The 16671-nt window shown below is 34.1% G+C and carries 10 protein-coding genes; 8 read left to right on the forward strand and 2 right to left on the reverse strand.

The window, feature by feature from the left end:
* Positions 1 to 13: 13 nt before the first annotated feature.
* Entirely contained in the window at positions 14 to 310 is a 297-nt protein-coding gene (locus tag AB3210_RS05720) for a helix-turn-helix domain-containing protein (RefSeq protein WP_007302434.1), read from the reverse strand.
* An 852-nt stretch (positions 311 to 1162) separates the two neighbouring features.
* Here AB3210_RS05720 and purE point away from each other — a divergent pair.
* The 8 genes from purE (at position 1163) to AB3210_RS05760 (ending at position 14870) form a co-directional block, all read left to right on the forward strand.
* Positions 1163 to 1663: a 5-(carboxyamino)imidazole ribonucleotide mutase gene (gene purE, locus AB3210_RS05725; protein WP_007302433.1), complete on the forward strand. Its 501-nt coding sequence runs from the start codon at positions 1163 to 1165 to the stop codon at positions 1661 to 1663.
* Entirely contained in the window at positions 1663 to 3492 is a 1830-nt protein-coding gene (gene mutL / locus AB3210_RS05730; protein WP_052264667.1) for a DNA mismatch repair endonuclease MutL, read from the forward strand. Before purE ends, mutL begins: the two co-directional genes overlap by 1 nt.
* 414 nt (positions 3493 to 3906) lie before the next feature.
* The gene (gene hflK, locus AB3210_RS05735) at positions 3907 to 4932 is read left to right on the forward strand and encodes an FtsH protease activity modulator HflK (protein WP_264690007.1); all 1026 of its coding nucleotides are present in this window, start codon (positions 3907 to 3909) and stop codon (positions 4930 to 4932) included.
* A 2-nt stretch (positions 4933 to 4934) separates the two neighbouring features.
* Entirely contained in the window at positions 4935 to 5807 is an 873-nt protein-coding gene (gene hflC / locus AB3210_RS05740) for a protease modulator HflC (protein ID WP_007302430.1), read from the forward strand.
* 3 nt (positions 5808 to 5810) lie between these two features.
* The gene (locus tag AB3210_RS05745; RefSeq protein WP_007302429.1) at positions 5811 to 7274 is read left to right on the forward strand and encodes a DegQ family serine endoprotease; all 1464 of its coding nucleotides are present in this window, start codon (positions 5811 to 5813) and stop codon (positions 7272 to 7274) included.
* A gap of 372 nt (positions 7275 to 7646) precedes the next feature.
* Positions 7647 to 12317, forward strand: a complete 4671-nt coding sequence (locus AB3210_RS05750; RefSeq protein WP_230609016.1) for a collagen-like protein — start codon at positions 7647 to 7649, stop codon at positions 12315 to 12317.
* A gap of 4 nt (positions 12318 to 12321) precedes the next feature.
* Entirely contained in the window at positions 12322 to 13638 is a 1317-nt protein-coding gene (locus AB3210_RS05755; RefSeq protein ID WP_052264665.1) for a hypothetical protein, read from the forward strand.
* A gap of 134 nt (positions 13639 to 13772) precedes the next feature.
* Complete coding sequence (locus AB3210_RS05760) at positions 13773 to 14870, forward strand: AAA family ATPase (protein WP_007302426.1); 1098 nt, start codon at positions 13773 to 13775, stop codon at positions 14868 to 14870.
* A gap of 688 nt (positions 14871 to 15558) precedes the next feature.
* On the opposite strand, the gene AB3210_RS05765 is transcribed toward AB3210_RS05760, so the two are convergent.
* Entirely contained in the window at positions 15559 to 16656 is a 1098-nt protein-coding gene (locus AB3210_RS05765) for an alpha/beta hydrolase (RefSeq protein WP_052264664.1), read from the reverse strand.
* Positions 16657 to 16671: the final 15 nt, after the last annotated feature.

The raw sequence follows: 16671 nt of genomic DNA on the forward strand, positions 1-16671 counted from the left end.
GTCAACTTCAGATCTATTGAGATCCAATTCTACATTCTACTTTTTCTTCTTTAGCTTTTACTGATTGATTTTCTGTTATTGTAATTGTTATCTCATGATCAAGCTTTTTCAAAAAACCTAACAGTCTCTCTAAAGAAAAACCACTTATCTTACCACTTTTAATTTGTGACACCTTTGGTTGATCAATACCAAGTTTCTCAGCCGCACAAGCTTGAGTCCAAGTATTTTTTCCTATAATTTTACTTATTATGCTCAGCAATTTTTTTTTTATTGCTTCACTATCCAGATTGTTTAATGATATTGTTTCCATAATTTTTACTCTCACATACCAACTAGCTTTATTAAATATTATATCATAATATTTAATATACCAATATATTAATAGTATATAACTTGTCAATAACTATCTGATACTCAAAATTTTAAATTGACTATAATTTTTATCAAAATACTAGTAATTTCAAACTATTATTTTGTAAAAAACTTACTATTAAAGAGAATAAGTTGAAATTGCAAAGTTTAAAATACAGAAATAATCATTTTACAAACTCGTTTTAGAGACTGTACATGATCTCAAGAAAGGAATAAACCGGAGATAGAGTATGTAAATTATGAAAACAGAGCAAGATGAGTAGGAGAAAAACTGAGTAGAGTTCTGTAGAAAGAAACAAAATCAAGAAGATTTAGGATATATTTTACATAGTGTTACAGGTCCTAAAAAGTGGCTTCAGTGAATCAACAATGTTTTCAAAATGGCAAGATTATTTTAATAAATGAAGTAAAAAACATAGCGGAAGTAAAGAAAGTGTTTTGAAATATATATAAAAAAGTAATTGCAAAGAAACAAATAAAAGGATGTAACTGTAGAAATCTTTGCCGTATTGTCAAAAGGTAAGTCTCTAATACTCTTATAGAAAAGTGTAGACAATTGTGATAAGCAAAATTCAATACTAGCTTACAAATCGTCTTCTTGCTTCCACCGCTTTGCTTCTAAAAAGATTATGAATAGACCCTTATATCCGAAATTTATACCTCTATATTTTAATATAGGGATTCATTTCAATTTTTAAAGTTTCTATTTAATAAGAATGCTATATCATATTCGTAATTTAATTTAAATATCTGTTGCTTCTGAAATACTATTTGGTTAGTAAATAAAATCATGTCTAATACAGAAAAAATGAAAAAGGATGTTGCTGTAATTATGGGAAGCGAGTCGGATTATGGCACTATGGTGCATGCTATTAACCTATTAAAAGAATTGGAAATTTCACATGATGTATTTATAATATCCGCACACAGAACACCAGAGAGACTCTTTAATTTTACTAAGTCTGCTCAAGAAAAAGGCTTTAAGGTTATTATAGCTGGTGCAGGAGGAGCGGCTCATTTACCTGGTATGACTGCATCGCTTACTTATTTACCTGTTATCGGTATTCCTGTGCATAGCAAGCAATTAAATGGGCTAGATAGTCTATTATCTATAGTGCAGATGCCAAAAGGTGTTCCAGTTGCAACAATGTCTATAGGAGAGAGTGGAGCATGCAATGCCGCTATTACTGCTGCATCTATATTGTCGATTTCTAATAGTGAAATTGCAGATAGATTAAAAAAATGGAGAGAGGGGCAAACTAAAGCAGTAAAAGAAAAACCAACATTATAATGGCAATAGTTCTTTTAGATACAAAAACCATAAATCGTATAGCAGCAGGAGAGGTAATAGAAAGGCCTGCAAGTGTGGTAAAGGAATTAGTGGAAAATGCAATAGATGCCAGAAGCTCAGAGATAGAAATTAAGATAGAAAGTGGTGGGCGTAACCTCATTACTGTAATCGATGATGGTAGCGGAGTAAAAAAGGATGATTTAGAACTTGCGTTTATGCGCCATGCTACTTCAAAATTGAGTGACAGTGAATTGATAGAGATCAAGCATCTTGGCTTTAGAGGAGAAGCTTTGCCTTCAATTGCAGCAGTAAGCAGAATAAAATTATCATCTAAGGCAAGCAAAGCAGATCAAGCATGGTCTATAAGGTATGAGGGGGGAGAAAAAATAGGAGAGCTTGTTCCTTATCCTTTATCGATAGGAACATATATTGAAGTACGAGATTTATTTTTTGCCACACCAAATAGACTAAAATTTCTCAAAACCGAAAGGGCAGAAACACAAAGCATTGTTGATATTGTAAACAACTTAGCAATGATCAATTATGGAATTGAGTTTACTCTTATCTCCGATAATAAGAAGCTTCTTAAGTATGCTAAGCAGAACTCATTATTTAGCAGGCTATGCGAAGTAGAAGAAGAATTTCATGAAAACTCTTTGCAAATTAGTGAAGAAGAAGATGGCATTAGACTTACAGGATACATCTGTAAACCTACTGTCAATCGTAGCAATTCAACTCAGATCTATACATTTGTTAATGGTAGACCAATTAAAGATAATCTACTTATTGGTGCAATTCGTTATGCGTATCACGACCTTATTCCAAGCAATAGATATCCTTTTGCAGCGCTGCACTTAGAGATACCGTATGATCAAGTTGATGTAAATGTGCATCCAAATAAATCAGAGGTAAGGTTTCAGAACAAGAGGCTAATATATGAAATAGTGAGAAGAGGGCTAATAAAAGTGCTATCAAAGAGAATAGATCTTGCAGAAACTGTATTGGCCCAGAATGGAACAACAACGAATCATCTATCATCAGATCCTTTTAGTAGGTCTAGTCTTAAAAATGAATTTTATGGAAGAAGGTCGGATCCTTTTGAAAACCAGTTAATGAGAGAGTTTACTTCTCCAAATATAGAGACAAAAAGCTTATCAGAACATTCAAAATCGTTTGATTATACTGGTATGCAAAAATCTCCTCCACGAGCAGAAACTACAATTTTGGAAAGGAAACAAACCGATCTAATAAGGGATTATCCACTTGGGTTTGCACACTGTCAAATCTACAATACTTATATTATTGCCGAGGTAAGAGACAAACTAATTATAGTAGATCAGCATGCAGCCCATGAAAGACTAGTATACGAGTGCTTAAAGGAGAAATCAAGTATAAAAAGACAAAAACTTCTTTTGCCTGAAATGGTTGAAATCAAAAGTCAAGCCGGTATGGAAATGATAGAAGTTTATAAGGATAAGCTTTTCGAAATGGGCTTTGATATCGAAATTAAATCAGAAAATGCGATCATAGTAAAAGAAATACCTGCAATCTTAGGGTCAATAGATGTGAAGAAAATGCTAATTGATATAGTGGATAGATTAATAGAAATAGAAGATACTCTACCTATAGAGGATAAAATAAATAAAATACTAGCTACAATTGCTTGTCATGGATCAATTAGAGCAGGTAGAAAGATGAAATTAGAGGAGATGAATGAGTTGTTGAGGCAAATAGAAAAAACACCATATTCTGGACAATGCAATCACGGAAGACCAACCTATATAGAAATGAAATTAAGCGATATTGAAAAGTTATTTGAGCGAAGGTAAGAAATTGTCACAAATGTGTATAGATTATACAACCCTAGTTTCGTCATCTCAAAACTCAGATACACAATTGTTCGAACATTGCAATTTGCAGGTAATTTGTATAGTAGATAATGTCATTCTATTACTTGACGATGATTTATTATGCAGCTACTTGATTAAAATTAAGTTTCCTAAATCCCAGGCATTGTCTTTTATGTTAATAATTAATATACAACTAAAGATACTTATCAAAAACGACAATAAAGAATTCAAAAAAAGCCAGAAATTCTGTAGAATTGACCATATAATATAGAGAAAAAGGAAGTGTATGATCACATCCTTCACTCCGATCATTAATCTGCAAACAAAATAGTTTTGCATTTTTTGATAAGATTAAGTAATATCAGCGTATTAGTTATACAATTAATAATTTTTATGGATGAGCGTAATCCTTGGAATCTTGGAAAGAAACCGTCAGGTTCAAGTAATGAAGATATTTTAAGTAAAGCTGTGTCTGATATAAGATGCTTTTTTAATGGCTTAACCAGAAATAGAGGGAAAAAACCTTATTTCATCATTTTTATTGTTTTGTTGTTTTATTTTTGTACTGGTTTCTATATTGTCCATCCGAGTGAGGAAGGTATAGAACTTACTTTTGGCAAATATTCCAATACAGAAACATCTGGTTTGCGTTATCACTTTCCCTACCCTATTGGTAAGGTTTTTAAAGTGAATGTTAAAGAAGTAAATCGTGAAGAAATTGGGATAAGCAGCTCTTATGGGCAAGATACAGATCGTGGTGAAGGAGTGATGCTTACCGGAGATGAGAATATAGTCAACGTTAACTTTGAGGTCCAGTGGCGAGTTAGAGATGCCAAAGATTATTTATTCAAAGTGCGGGATTATAAACCTGGTTTCAGCGTTAAAAATGCTGCTGAAAGTGCCATGAGAGAAATAATAGGTAAAAATACGATCTCTTTTGCACTCGAAGGTCAAGGTAGGGCTGAAATCTCCAGAGATACTAGAATTTTATTGCAACAGATTCTTGATGGATATCAAATGGGTATAGAAATTTTATCTGTTCAAATGAAAAAAATTGACCCACCAGAAAAAGTGATTAGCTCATTTAGGGATGTACAAAGTGCTCGTGCAGATAAGGAGCGTACTATAAACGAAGCATATGCTTACAGTAATGATATTATACCTCGTGCAAAAGGTGAAGCAATAAAGATAAAATTAGATGCAGAAGCATATGAGAACGAAATAATAAATGAAGCGAAAGGTAATGCAAATCGCTTTTTATCTCTTTATGAAGAATATAGACAAAATCCTTCTCTTGTTAAGAATCGTATTTATCTTGAAACTATGGAAAATATTTTTAGCAAGGTAGATAAATTTGTTATAACAGACGATCTGAAAGGTATGTTCTCTTATTTACCTCTTACAAATCTAGGAAAATAGTCATGAGTAGTAATATTAAAATTGTTTTTGCTTTTGTATTTGTTGCATTATTGATTGCATTATCTAATTCAATCTTTGTTGTTCAAGAAACAAAACAAGCAATAGTTATACAACTCGGTAAAGTCGTAAAAGATGTTAGGGACAGTGGTTTATATTTTAAATTGCCATTTATAAATAACGTAGAATTTCTTGATAAGAGAATTTTAGATCTAAGTCCTGATAAAACTCCAAGGGAAGTGATAACTGCAGATCAAAAGCGTATTATAGTAGATGCTTATGCAAAATATAAAATAATAGATCCTATCACTTTTTATCAGACTGTGAAAAATGAATCAGGGCTAGTTAGAAGATTATATCCTGTCATAGAAGCTCACATAAGGGAGAATATAGGAAGATTTTCATTAATTAGTTTATTGAATGAAAAGAGATCAGAAGTTATGCAATTAATTCAACGTGGAGTTTATTCTGAAGCTGGAAAATTTGGCATAGAGATAATAGATGTAAGAATTAAGAGAGCAGATCTACCAGAAGAAAATAGTTCTGCAATATTCCGCCGCATGCAAACTGAAAGAGAAAAGGAAGCAAAAGAAATTAGAGCAGAAGGAGAACAAGCTGGACAAGAAATTAGATCAAAAGCTGATAAATTAAAAAGGGGAATTGTCTCTAGTGCAGTAAAAGAATCACATGAAATAAGAGGCCGTGGTTATGCTGAAGCAACTAGAATCTATAATGAGGCATTCAAGGTTGATGAAGAGTTTTTTAACTTTTATCGCTCTATGAAAGCTTACAGTAAATCATTTGCTGAGGGTAATACTAAATTTGTGCTTTCACCAAATAATAATTTCTTAGATATTTTGAACAAGGGATGGAAATAGTTTATGAAAAGTAAAGCATTTATTTTATCTATATTTGCATATTTTTTAATTTCATTTGCTTCATATGCTAATCTGTTTGCAAAAACAGTTGCAGATCCTGTATGTAGTTGTAATAAAGGGCTTGCTGATATAGTGGAAGAACTTATTCCCGCAGTTGTAAATATTTCAAGTGAGCAAATAGTTAAGCAAGAAAATAACAGTAGAACTAAAATCCCTTTTACGCCAAGAAATAATTTCTTTGATGACTTTAGAGAATTTTTCGAGCATTTTGATCAATTTTTCGATAGAGCTCCTAGCATTAATAGAGAAGTGACGTTACTTGGGTCTGGATTTATTATAGATAAAAGTGGAACCATAGTAACCAACTATCACGTTATTAAAAATGCCCAAGATATTACAGTTACTATGAACGATAATACTTATTTCAAAGCAGAAGTTTTAGGCTATGATGCAAAAACTGATCTTGCTGTGCTTAAGATTAATTCTGATAAAGATCTTCCTTTTGTTGAATTTGGTAATTCTGATAAAGCAAGAGTTGGTGATACAGTTATTGCAATAGGCAACCCTTTTGGTTTAGGTGGCTCTGTAAGTACAGGAATTGTGTCTGCAAGATCTAGAGACATTAGTATTGGTACTATGAATGAATTTATTCAAACTGATGCTGCAATTAATAGAGGTAACTCAGGGGGACCACTATTTCATCTAAATGGAAAAGTTATAGGCATTAATACTGCTATTTATTCCCCATCTGAATCTGGCGGTAACGTGGGTATAGGCTTTGCTATACCATCTAATCTAGCTATTTCAATTATTGACACATTAAAAAGTGGTAAAAAAATAAAACATGGTTGGCTTGGCGTGCAAGTTCAGCCTATAACAAAAGAATTTGCTGAATCCTTGGGTTTAAAAGATATCAAAGGTGCATTAGTTGCAAGCGTAGTAAAGGGCAGTCCTGCAGAGAAAGGAGGAATCAAAGTAGGTGATATACTATTAGAGTTTGACGGCAAAAAAATTGATAGAATGACGCAATTACCTCATATGGTTTCACGAACTGAGCCCGGAAAGAAAGTACAGGTTAAGTTACTTAGAAAAGGTAAAGAAGTCAATATCAAGGTTGCAATCGAGGAATCTACAAATGATGATTCAGGTAATAATCAAGAAGAAAATAAATCAACATCTAGTTATATAAGTGGTTTAACCGTTTCAAATTTGCCAAAAGAACTAAAAAACAATGCACCCACAAAGGGTGTAGTAGTTACTAGTGTAGATAGTAGTAGTAATTCTACACTACGTGTTATTAAGAAAGGTGATATAATTATTCAACTAGATGGAATCGATATTGAAAATACTAATGATTTTCAAAAACAAATTGATTCAGCAGTAAAAAAAGACGGCAAAGATTCAGTAATGCTGCTTATTTACCGCAACGGCAATCAATTTTTCACCTCAATCAAATTGAAGAAGTAGCTATTTATCTAGCTGGTCATGAAAAAATTGCTTGACAAATTTAACTAGCTTCTTTATCCTGAGGGTAAGGGTGTTTCTGTAGATTAATAAAATTTGTCCCTATACTGAAAACCTTTCCAACGAGGTTATGGAAGAACTAGATTTCAGTATCAAGCACTGGAACGATATCATCCATAAGATGAAAGAGCTGGAGTGGTAAGAAGTTCGATAATACAAAGCATTTTTATGCTCAGTTGTAAAAAAACAACTTTCTTTCACAAGTTAATTTATAACTAAATTAGTGTAAAATATAATTATATTTACTGATCATCAGTATTAATCAATAATTAATACCCATAAATTAATTATATCTAATCGCAAAGGGAGGTGGAGATGCGTTTTAAACTAGAAAAGGAAGATATTCCACAAAAAGATTGTAATAATAGAACTGGTCGTAGGATACCTGCACAAATAAGATTAAATAACAAAACAACATTTAGCCTGCCTAGTGTATCTTACATTATCATCGACAACAATATTGGCCTGAGTTTTCAAATTTGGGATTTGAAGCATGACGTGGCAAGTATACTAAACAACTTATCTGAATGGCCACAATTAAAGCTAGAAAGGGTAGGAAATGATTACAAATTCGCTTTAGTTACTACCTCTGATCAACCTTATTATTATTACTATGATGGCAAAGATACTATGATAGATACTATTTATCATATGCCTTATGGTTACACAAATGGTTTACATGTTAACACATATAATCATGAAAGCTGTAGTACTTATTATGAACTGCTAGAAAACAGGAAGGTTTTAATAGATCCAAAAGACATAATTAGTAGCGAAAATGTTAGTCTTATTTTGGAAGATCTTAAAAGTTCACCTGATAGAAGACTCAAAATAAAAATAGGAGACTATTTGTTTAAAGAATCAAGAAATATATACAAATTATATAGGAGCGCTCAGGTATATAATCAGGTATATAATTTAACTGGTGGAAAAGTTGGCATATTGAATAATATCCTTTCAGCATTTACTCGTATAAGCAATACATTCCAGTTATTCCCTTTTCATGAAATGGAGAGCTTGAAAGCACAAGATACCTATTTCGCAGTAAAAAAGTTAGGCAATAGTTATGTTGGTTGCATATCGTATGAAAATAGCACATGCAAAAATTTTTATAATTTTAACCCTAATTCTTTTGGGTATGAGCACGACAATAGACCAGGTCCATATCCTTATTATTATAACTTAGAAAATTTTGATAACTTTTTGGAGGTTGATGTGAATATTCAAGAACATATAAATTTAGAAACAGAAATTGAACTTTTAAAACGCAGAATAGACAGATTAGAACGTACTGGTGTACAAGGTCCTAAAGGTGAGCCAGGTGAAAGGGGACAAAAAGGTGATAGAGGCTTCGATGGAGCGCCTGGTCCTCAAGGTAACAAGGGGGATACTGGATCGTCAGGTGCGCATGGATCAAAAGGTGATCAAGGACCTAAAGGAGAAAAAGGGAATCAAGGCACTAATGGAATAACTCCAAGTATTAGTCAAGTTGTTACCGAATTTTCTTCTAACAGAGCCCATCTATATCCTTTAGCAGCAGCTATAATGGAAGAAGATCAGAGTAATTCCATGGGATTTTCAGAAAGAATAGCACATCTTTTTGGTGAGCGTGTAAAGCGAGAAGATTCTTTAAAAGCGTTAGTTAAAGGCGTACAAGGTCCTCCAGGCCAAAAGGGCGAACCAGGTCGTAACGGTCAACGGGGGTTAAAGGGCGAACAAGGTCCCAAAGGTAATAAGGGTGACCGAGGTTTTCCTGGTCCAGAAGGTTCTAAAGGAAATACTGGCTCAAAAGGTGAGAAGGGAGATGCCTCAAGTGCTATAGAAATTGCAACTGAATTAGTTACCAGTAAAAAAGCTGAGCTAGGAGAAGCAGTTCTTAACGCAAATGGTATCAAAGGTGAAAATCTTGCAACTCAGATTGCCGGTAAAATTAATCTTAATTCGCAGGAACTTGTGAATAAAATTGATGTAGCAAAACTTACTGAAGGAGTAGTAAGTAAACTTTCTTTAGAGGAAGCAAAAAACATTATAAAAGATACTGTGAGTAAGATAACAAGCGATGCCACAAAGAAAAATAATCCCGATCCTATAGCCTTCCAAAAATATGAAAAATTTGCAGAAAAGCTTGCTAAACTACTTGTTGATAGAAGCAGTATGAGCGAGATAGAAGCTCACAATCTTATAAAAGGTAAGGTGAGCGATTGGGCACTTGCTAAGTATCTTCTGCTTCATAGTGATTTAAATAATCAGCCAAAGGCTCTAGAAATCGTGAAGCAAGAAATAGACAAGGAAAAATTAGTTGAGTATTTGCTTGAGTATGCCAAATTAAAAGGCGATGTGAATGCAGCAAAAACAATAGTTGAAAATATTGTTCATCAGTTCTTTGACACTCAAAAAGTAGGTGAATTAGGAAGAGCAGTACTAGAAGCAAAAGATGATCAAGATAAAAAAGTGCTGGTAAATGATCCAGTCTTACGTGAAGGAATAGCAGAAGAATTGAGACAAAATCCAGGAAAGATAAAAGGTCCCAAAGGAGATACTGGTTCTAAAGGTGATAAAGGAGATACCGGAACAGATGGATTGCCAGGTGCACAAGGTCCTAAGGGAGAGCCAGGCATAAAAGGTGAGCCAGGCATAAAAGGTGAGCCAGGTATAAATGGAACAAAGGGAGATATTGGTCCTAAAGGATTAGACGGAGCCATGGGAATAAAAGGTGATATGGGTGAGAAAGGAAAGATAGGTTCTAAAGGTGACAAAGGAGATACTGGGTCTAAAGGTGATAAAGGTAGAGATGCAAGTCCTGAAGAAGTTGCACAAAAATTAATTAATAATGGCACTATTGCTAATCAGGTGCTTGAATATCGTGACCAAGGCGGAGATTTAGTATTAGAGAAGCAAGTTGCAGGAAGAATTATTAGTAATCAAGATATTCAAACAGGAATAGCCATTGCATTAGCTGATAACAGAATGGAAGAGCTAGCAGATGTGTTACTAAGTGATTCTAATCATACATTAGTAGAAAACCTTGCAAATAATACCGAGCTAACACAAAGCATTGCAGAAGAACTAAGGAAAAATCCAGGAGAAGTCCAAGGTCCAAAGGGAGAAAAAGGAGATATAGGTCCTAAAGGATTAGACGGAGCCATGGGAATAAAAGGTGATATGGGTGAGAAAGGAGAGATAGGTTCCAAAGGTGACAAAGGAAAACCAGGCACGAATGGGTTGCAAGGTCCAGAAGGTCCTAAGGGAGAGCCAGGTATGAGGGGCTTCAATGGTACACAAGGTCTTACAGGCAACAAGGGTGAGCCCGGTATAGAAGGATTAAAAGGAGATATAGGACCTCAAGGTATAAAAGGTGAGCCAGGTATAAATGGAACAAAGGGAGATATAGGTCCTAAAGGATTAGACGGAGCCATGGGAATAAAAGGTGATATGGGTGAGAAAGGAGAACCAGGTGCAAATGGATTGCAAGGTCCAGAAGGTCCTAAGGGAGAGCCAGGTCTGAGGGGCTTCAATGGTACGCAAGGTCTTACAGGTAACAAGGGTGAGCCGGGTATAGAAGGATTAAAAGGAGATATAGGACCTCAAGGTATAAAAGGTGAGCCAGGTATAAATGGAACAAAGGGAGATATAGGTCCTAAAGGATTAGACGGAGCCATGGGAATAAAAGGTGATATGGGTGAGAAAGGAGAACCAGGTGCAAATGGATTGCAAGGTCCAGAAGGTCCTAAGGGAGAGCCAGGTATGAGGGGCTTCAATGGTACACAAGGTCTTACAGGTAACAAGGGTGAGCCGGGTATAGAAGGATTAAAAGGAGATATAGGACCTCAAGGTATAAAAGGTGAGCCAGGTATAAATGGAACAAAGGGAGATATTGGTCCTAAAGGATTAGACGGAGCCATGGGAATAAAAGGTGATATGGGTGAGAAAGGAGAGATAGGTTCTAAAGGTGACAAAGGAGAACCAGGTGCGAATGGGTTGCAAGGACCTAAGGGAGAGATAGGTTTGCAAGGACCTAAAGGTCAAGTTGGTAGATCTGGTCTTAAGGGTATGCCAGGTCCACAAGGTCCAAAAGGAGATACCGGAGCTCCAGGTGCGAATGGATTGCCAGGTTCCAAGGGAGAAGATGGAATAGGTGCTACATTAGCTGATCAGTTTTTACGTGAGATAAGAAAAGCAAAAAATGAAACTCTGGATGCTAAAAAAGCAGCAGAGGCAGCTAAAAATGCTTCAGAAGGTTTTGCCAAACAAGCTAAAGATACGGAAGATAAGGTTAAAATACTACACAATCAAACAGTGAATCTTACAGGAGAAGCTGAAGATTCTGCTGATCAAGCACTTCAATCCGCAGAAAATGCGGAAGCATTGCATAGTAGCGTAAGAGATATGTTTTGTACAACAAATCCTGCAGATCAAGTTTGTAGTGCACGCAGAAGAAGGAGGGAAACTAAAAAATCATCAGTGACAAGCGGAGCAAGCAGACCAACTTCATTTATATCTCAAGTAATAAATTTCTTTTACCCTGCGGTAGGACAGGACAAATATAAAGTAAAAAATGAAATAGAGGAGCTTAATCGAGTGACAAAAATAATAGATGCAGTAGATATTGTAAAAAAATTTGAAGAAGTATTAGGAGAAACAGCTGTGAAATGCGGCATTTCAAAGAAAAGTCTAAATTTTAATCCAGTAGAACTGCAGTCAACCATTATCAATAAGTCATTACTTAATGATGAAAATCATAATGAGTTGTTGAAGTTCTTGTGTGTAGCTGCGAAAAAATCATTACCTGATTACAAACAAACTAGTAAATGTTTGGCTACTTTCAAAGATCATATGGAAAAAAGATTAAATGAGCAGCAAAGAGCTTTCGTTAATACTGAAAAAATAGTGGCAGATAATGAGCAGCCAAGGAGTTTTATGAGTTATGTCTCTCCTCCTAGTAGCCTAAGTGCCATTAATCAGCAAGTTGTTGGTTATTTAAGGTAATATCATGGAAAAACATATATTTAAAATAGAGGATAAAAATCCGCTCTATAAAAAATTGATTAAACTTCCTGCTGAATATTATATATTAAACAAAAATAGTAAGGTTATCAATTCACATATTGGTACAATTAAAGTAGAGAATATTAATGGTTTGAAGTTAAAGAAGCAGGGAGATAAAATATCTTTATATGAAGGAAACTTACCCCTGCAGGCAGAAAGATCTGATGAAAGTGGAAACTCTATTAAAGAGGATCTTATTGTAGAACAAGAAGCTATAATAAGTACAAATAGAAACAATATTATAGAAAAGCTTGAATCAAAACCTATCTTGATTTCGCTTTACAACATAAAAGATAGTCCTAACTTTGGCCTCAAATTGTCTGGTAGAGATATAACTGGAGTACTCAATTTTATCAATTTTAACGATGAAAATGACCCAGTACTACAAAAAATTCAAGAAGAAAAAGGTGGACTTTATTTTACAATAGAAGGTGATTATATCTATATATCAGATGAAGAAGGAAAATGTCTTCCAGTATGTGAAGATGGTAGTTGCTATAAGTATCAATACACAAAAAATGAGCATGTTATATTAGAAATTAGTGAGATATCAACAATAATAAAAAACTTAACTAAAACTGAGCAATGCAGTGCACCAGCTAAAGCAGGGCAGGATTTTACTTTGCAAAAGGGAAAAGAATTATCGGATAATATCTATCAAGCAGATATCATGTTAAACGGTAAGCTTGTAGCTACTTTACCAAAAATAGGTTACTGCATGCTTGATGACCAATTGGTCATACATAATCACGTTACAGAAGAAGAGATAAAAATTCCTAGAAACTTTCATTATCTTAAAGTCGTTAAGTCTAGTAATAATGATGATTATAAATTAACATTTTGTAATTTCTTAGGTAATGAGTTTTTTGAACATAAAAAGTATGATTCTCAATACTCAAATGTTCCAGATGAATACCAGTATACAAGTTTAAACTATATGAAAAAGGGATATAAGCCAAATTTCTGCAAGTTGCTTAACGATAAACCATCTTTTTTTATTGCAAAAGGAACTACTAATCAAGATTCTTCAGGCCACTGCCCAGCTGATGTATTTGAATTAACAAAAAGTGAGAAAATGGCTACATTAATTGATCAATTTGGCTTTTTCAATAAAGAGGGTAAGTTTCAATATTGTGATTACCATACAAAAGCAGATTACGATGTTTATGATTCTTATAAAATTAATAAAGAGTACAAAACAACAGATGAATTTCTCTTCAATGATGACATAGTTCTTTATACTATTCCAGAGCTATCTTAACCACGCACAAAGTATATTATAATTGCTTTTTAAAAGTGAATTTAGTAGAATTCAAAGAAGTGTAAGGGTATATTTTTTTAGTATTTAATCTAAATAAAATTGTTCTCAGTTTAAAATCGATATAAGACAGTAAGATGAAAAAAATTGAAATCTCAGAATTACTCAAAAGAATTGCTATCTGTTTACTATGCATAGCAATTATGGTCTCTATTGCTCTTTTGTTTGCCTATATGCATACAATGTTTCTCAGTAAAGGATATGAGCTGGCTGCACATTATATTAGCGAAGCTATGCCTTCTGTGTTACTCACTGTTTTCTTTTTTATCGCTTGGTTTATATATGATCAAATATTTAGTAAAATGAAGGAAGTAGAGCTGCCTATAGAAATAGAATTAGCTAATTCAGATAATAAAACAACATTTGCTAATGTTATAATTGACGATTCCTTAAAACAACGATTGCAGATTATTTGCTGTAACCAAATGACAGAAGAAATGCGTGAGATGTTTGGAAGTGAAAGTATTAACTCACTAAAAGGTTATATACTGCACGGCCCTCCTGGAAATGGTAAAACACTTATCGCCCGCGCAATTGCAGGTGAATCAAATATGAATTTTATAAGTATCTCAGGTCCAGAACTTATTGGAGTATATATTGGTCATGGTGCACATGCTGTACGCGAGCTTTTTAAAGTAGCGAGAAAATATTCTCCTTGTATAGTATTCATAGATGAAATAGATGCAGTTGCCCAAAAAAGAAGTACCGCTAATAACTCAGCTTACCACTGTCGAGAGAGCTTAACACAGTTACTAACTGAAATAGATGGATTTAAGAGCAGAAAAGATATAATAGTAATTGGTGCAACTAACCTGGTCAATGAGATAGATCCAGCACTTATTAGGCCTGGACGCTTAGGTCAAAGGGTTCATATACCTAATCCAAATGTGGAAACGAGACAAAAGATATTGGAGCTTTATACCAAAAATACAAAAACTGATGGAAGGCTAAATATTCAAGATATTGCAGAAAAAACAGAAGGCTATTCTGGAGCTGAGTTAGAACAACTAGTTAATGAAGCAAAAATATACGCTGCTCTTGAAAGAAAGTCCAAGGTAGTGAGTAAGGAAGATTTCAACCACGCGTTTCAAAAGCTAAATCCAGTACAAGAAAGAGGGAGAATAACATTAGCTTCATGTCAGACACAGACGACAGAAGCCCATTTTGTACAATAAAAACTGGAAGTGTAGCAAGATGTGCCAAATTTCGTTATTGAAAATAAAATTTAAAACTTGCTATCATTTTGCCACTCGTTAGTACCACGGTGGTTTTGTAATAGAACGCAAGCTGCAAAAACTTAAGGAAAAAATGGTCAGTGCTTGACACTGGCATCTAGTTCTTTCTATCAAAAATGCTGTAAAGTGTTCACCAATTTAGTTGGATCCCAGTACTGGAATGATATTATGAAGACCTAGCAGTTTATGACGGTGTCATTCCAGCGCGTGGCGCTGGAATCTAGTTCTTATTACCTGAGTCTTCTGGGTCCCAGTACTCGTATGACAAGAAAAGGGAGTATTGGTTTCAGCATTAGCCATGCATCTGGATCCCAGTATCAAGTACTGGGATGATAAGAGAAAGAGGACACTGGGATGAAATTATGAAGGCCGGGATAAACACTATGAGGACTGGAATGACATTATGAAGGCCTAGCAGTTTATGACGGTGTCATTCCAGTGTGGAATCCAGCTTTTTTGTAACTTCATTGAAAATATCGTATAGCTATTTGTTCACAATTAATTCTTCTGGATCCCAGTACTCGGATGACAAGAAAAGAAACACTGGTTTCAATATTTGCATGCATCTGAACAGATACAGATGGCTAAAATGTTGAAAAAAGCATATGCGTCAAAAGTTTAAAGCTCGCTACCCTAGACTTCTTTGACTTGTTAAGAAAGGTCTTTTTTCCCCAGATTCTATTGTCACATGCTGAAATGACATCTCTTGCTTCTTCATGTAATTATGCAAAAAGTCCTTTGAATTTTTACAGCTTGAAAAATCTTTATAAAATTTACTTTCTTTAAATGCTTTAACTTTCTCTTCATTATTTAGTGAGCCATGTTTAGAAAAATATTCATCTGTCGCTTGAATATATAAATTAATCAGCTCAGGAAAAGTGTAATCAGTTTTGTTGGAAGATTTTAAGCACGTAATTGGCAATTTATGTATATCTTTCTCAGCTTTTTTAGGATCAATATATTCATCATTTTTTCTTAATATTGTATACTGCTTGAAAAATTCTTCATATTCCTCAAAATCTTCAAATACTTCTTTTTTTTGGTAATCTTTTCTTCTACCGCTTTGATCTATTTTTTCTATTTCTGTTGCAAGTTGCGCTGGCTGTTTTATCGTTTTATCTCCCTCTCGATTAAAGTACATTGTATAAGGAGTAATTGAATTTACGATTTTATATGTCTTCCAGTGGCAGCCAAAAATCTTTAGTACCAATTTGATTATCGGAGCAAGAAAAATTTTTAATTTTGCTATGAATCCAAAATAATAAAGAGAAGCTTGTTTAAGTGAACTTGCAGCATTGCTAACGATGCATCTTAAATGTATATCCTTATACTTAAAATTTTTATGAACCTCTGCAGCCACATGTCCACCTAGGCAGTCTCCAAACAATATGATATCATCTGGCTTTATACCTTTTTCCAATAAGTTAGTTACAACTGCTATACCAGATTTAACTCTATTGCTACGTATCAATGAACTGTTTTTACTTAAACCAAGTCCAGGATAATTAAAAAGATGTACAGTTATCCCTTGCTCTGTGGCCCAATTCCAATTTTGGGAATAATCTTTACCAGGGCTTAACGCTCTATTTCCACCAATAAAGTATATCAGATGTTTTTCACCTCGATTATTGTTTTGATTTTTACCAAGAAGCGTAATTGTCTCTATTTTTATCCCGTTTTGAGTTTTTATAAATTCTCTCTCAGTTTGCTCTCTTGTTTCTTTCATATTTTAACTCTCACT

The organism is Wolbachia endosymbiont (group B) of Scrobipalpa ocellatella, assembly GCF_964188425.1.
In the GTDB taxonomy this organism is placed as follows: domain Bacteria; phylum Pseudomonadota; class Alphaproteobacteria; order Rickettsiales; family Anaplasmataceae; genus Wolbachia.

Coding starts and splice junctions, on each gene's coding strand:
- AB3210_RS05720 (WP_007302434.1), bottom strand. CDS start 310: ATGGAAACAATATCATTAAACAATCTGGATAGTGAAGCAATAAAAAAA.
- AB3210_RS05765 (WP_052264664.1), bottom strand. CDS start 16,656: ATGAAAGAAACAAGAGAGCAAACTGAGAGAGAATTTATAAAAACTCAA.
- purE (WP_007302433.1), top strand. CDS start 1,163: ATGTCTAATACAGAAAAAATGAAAAAGGATGTTGCTGTAATTATGGGA.
- AB3210_RS05750 (WP_230609016.1), top strand. CDS start 7,647: ATGCGTTTTAAACTAGAAAAGGAAGATATTCCACAAAAAGATTGTAAT.
- mutL (WP_052264667.1), top strand. CDS start 1,663: ATGGCAATAGTTCTTTTAGATACAAAAACCATAAATCGTATAGCAGCA.
- AB3210_RS05760 (WP_007302426.1), top strand. CDS start 13,773: ATGAAAAAAATTGAAATCTCAGAATTACTCAAAAGAATTGCTATCTGT.
- hflC (WP_007302430.1), top strand. CDS start 4,935: ATGAGTAGTAATATTAAAATTGTTTTTGCTTTTGTATTTGTTGCATTA.
- AB3210_RS05755 (WP_052264665.1), top strand. CDS start 12,322: ATGGAAAAACATATATTTAAAATAGAGGATAAAAATCCGCTCTATAAA.
- hflK (WP_264690007.1), top strand. CDS start 3,907: ATGGATGAGCGTAATCCTTGGAATCTTGGAAAGAAACCGTCAGGTTCA.
- AB3210_RS05745 (WP_007302429.1), top strand. CDS start 5,811: ATGAAAAGTAAAGCATTTATTTTATCTATATTTGCATATTTTTTAATT.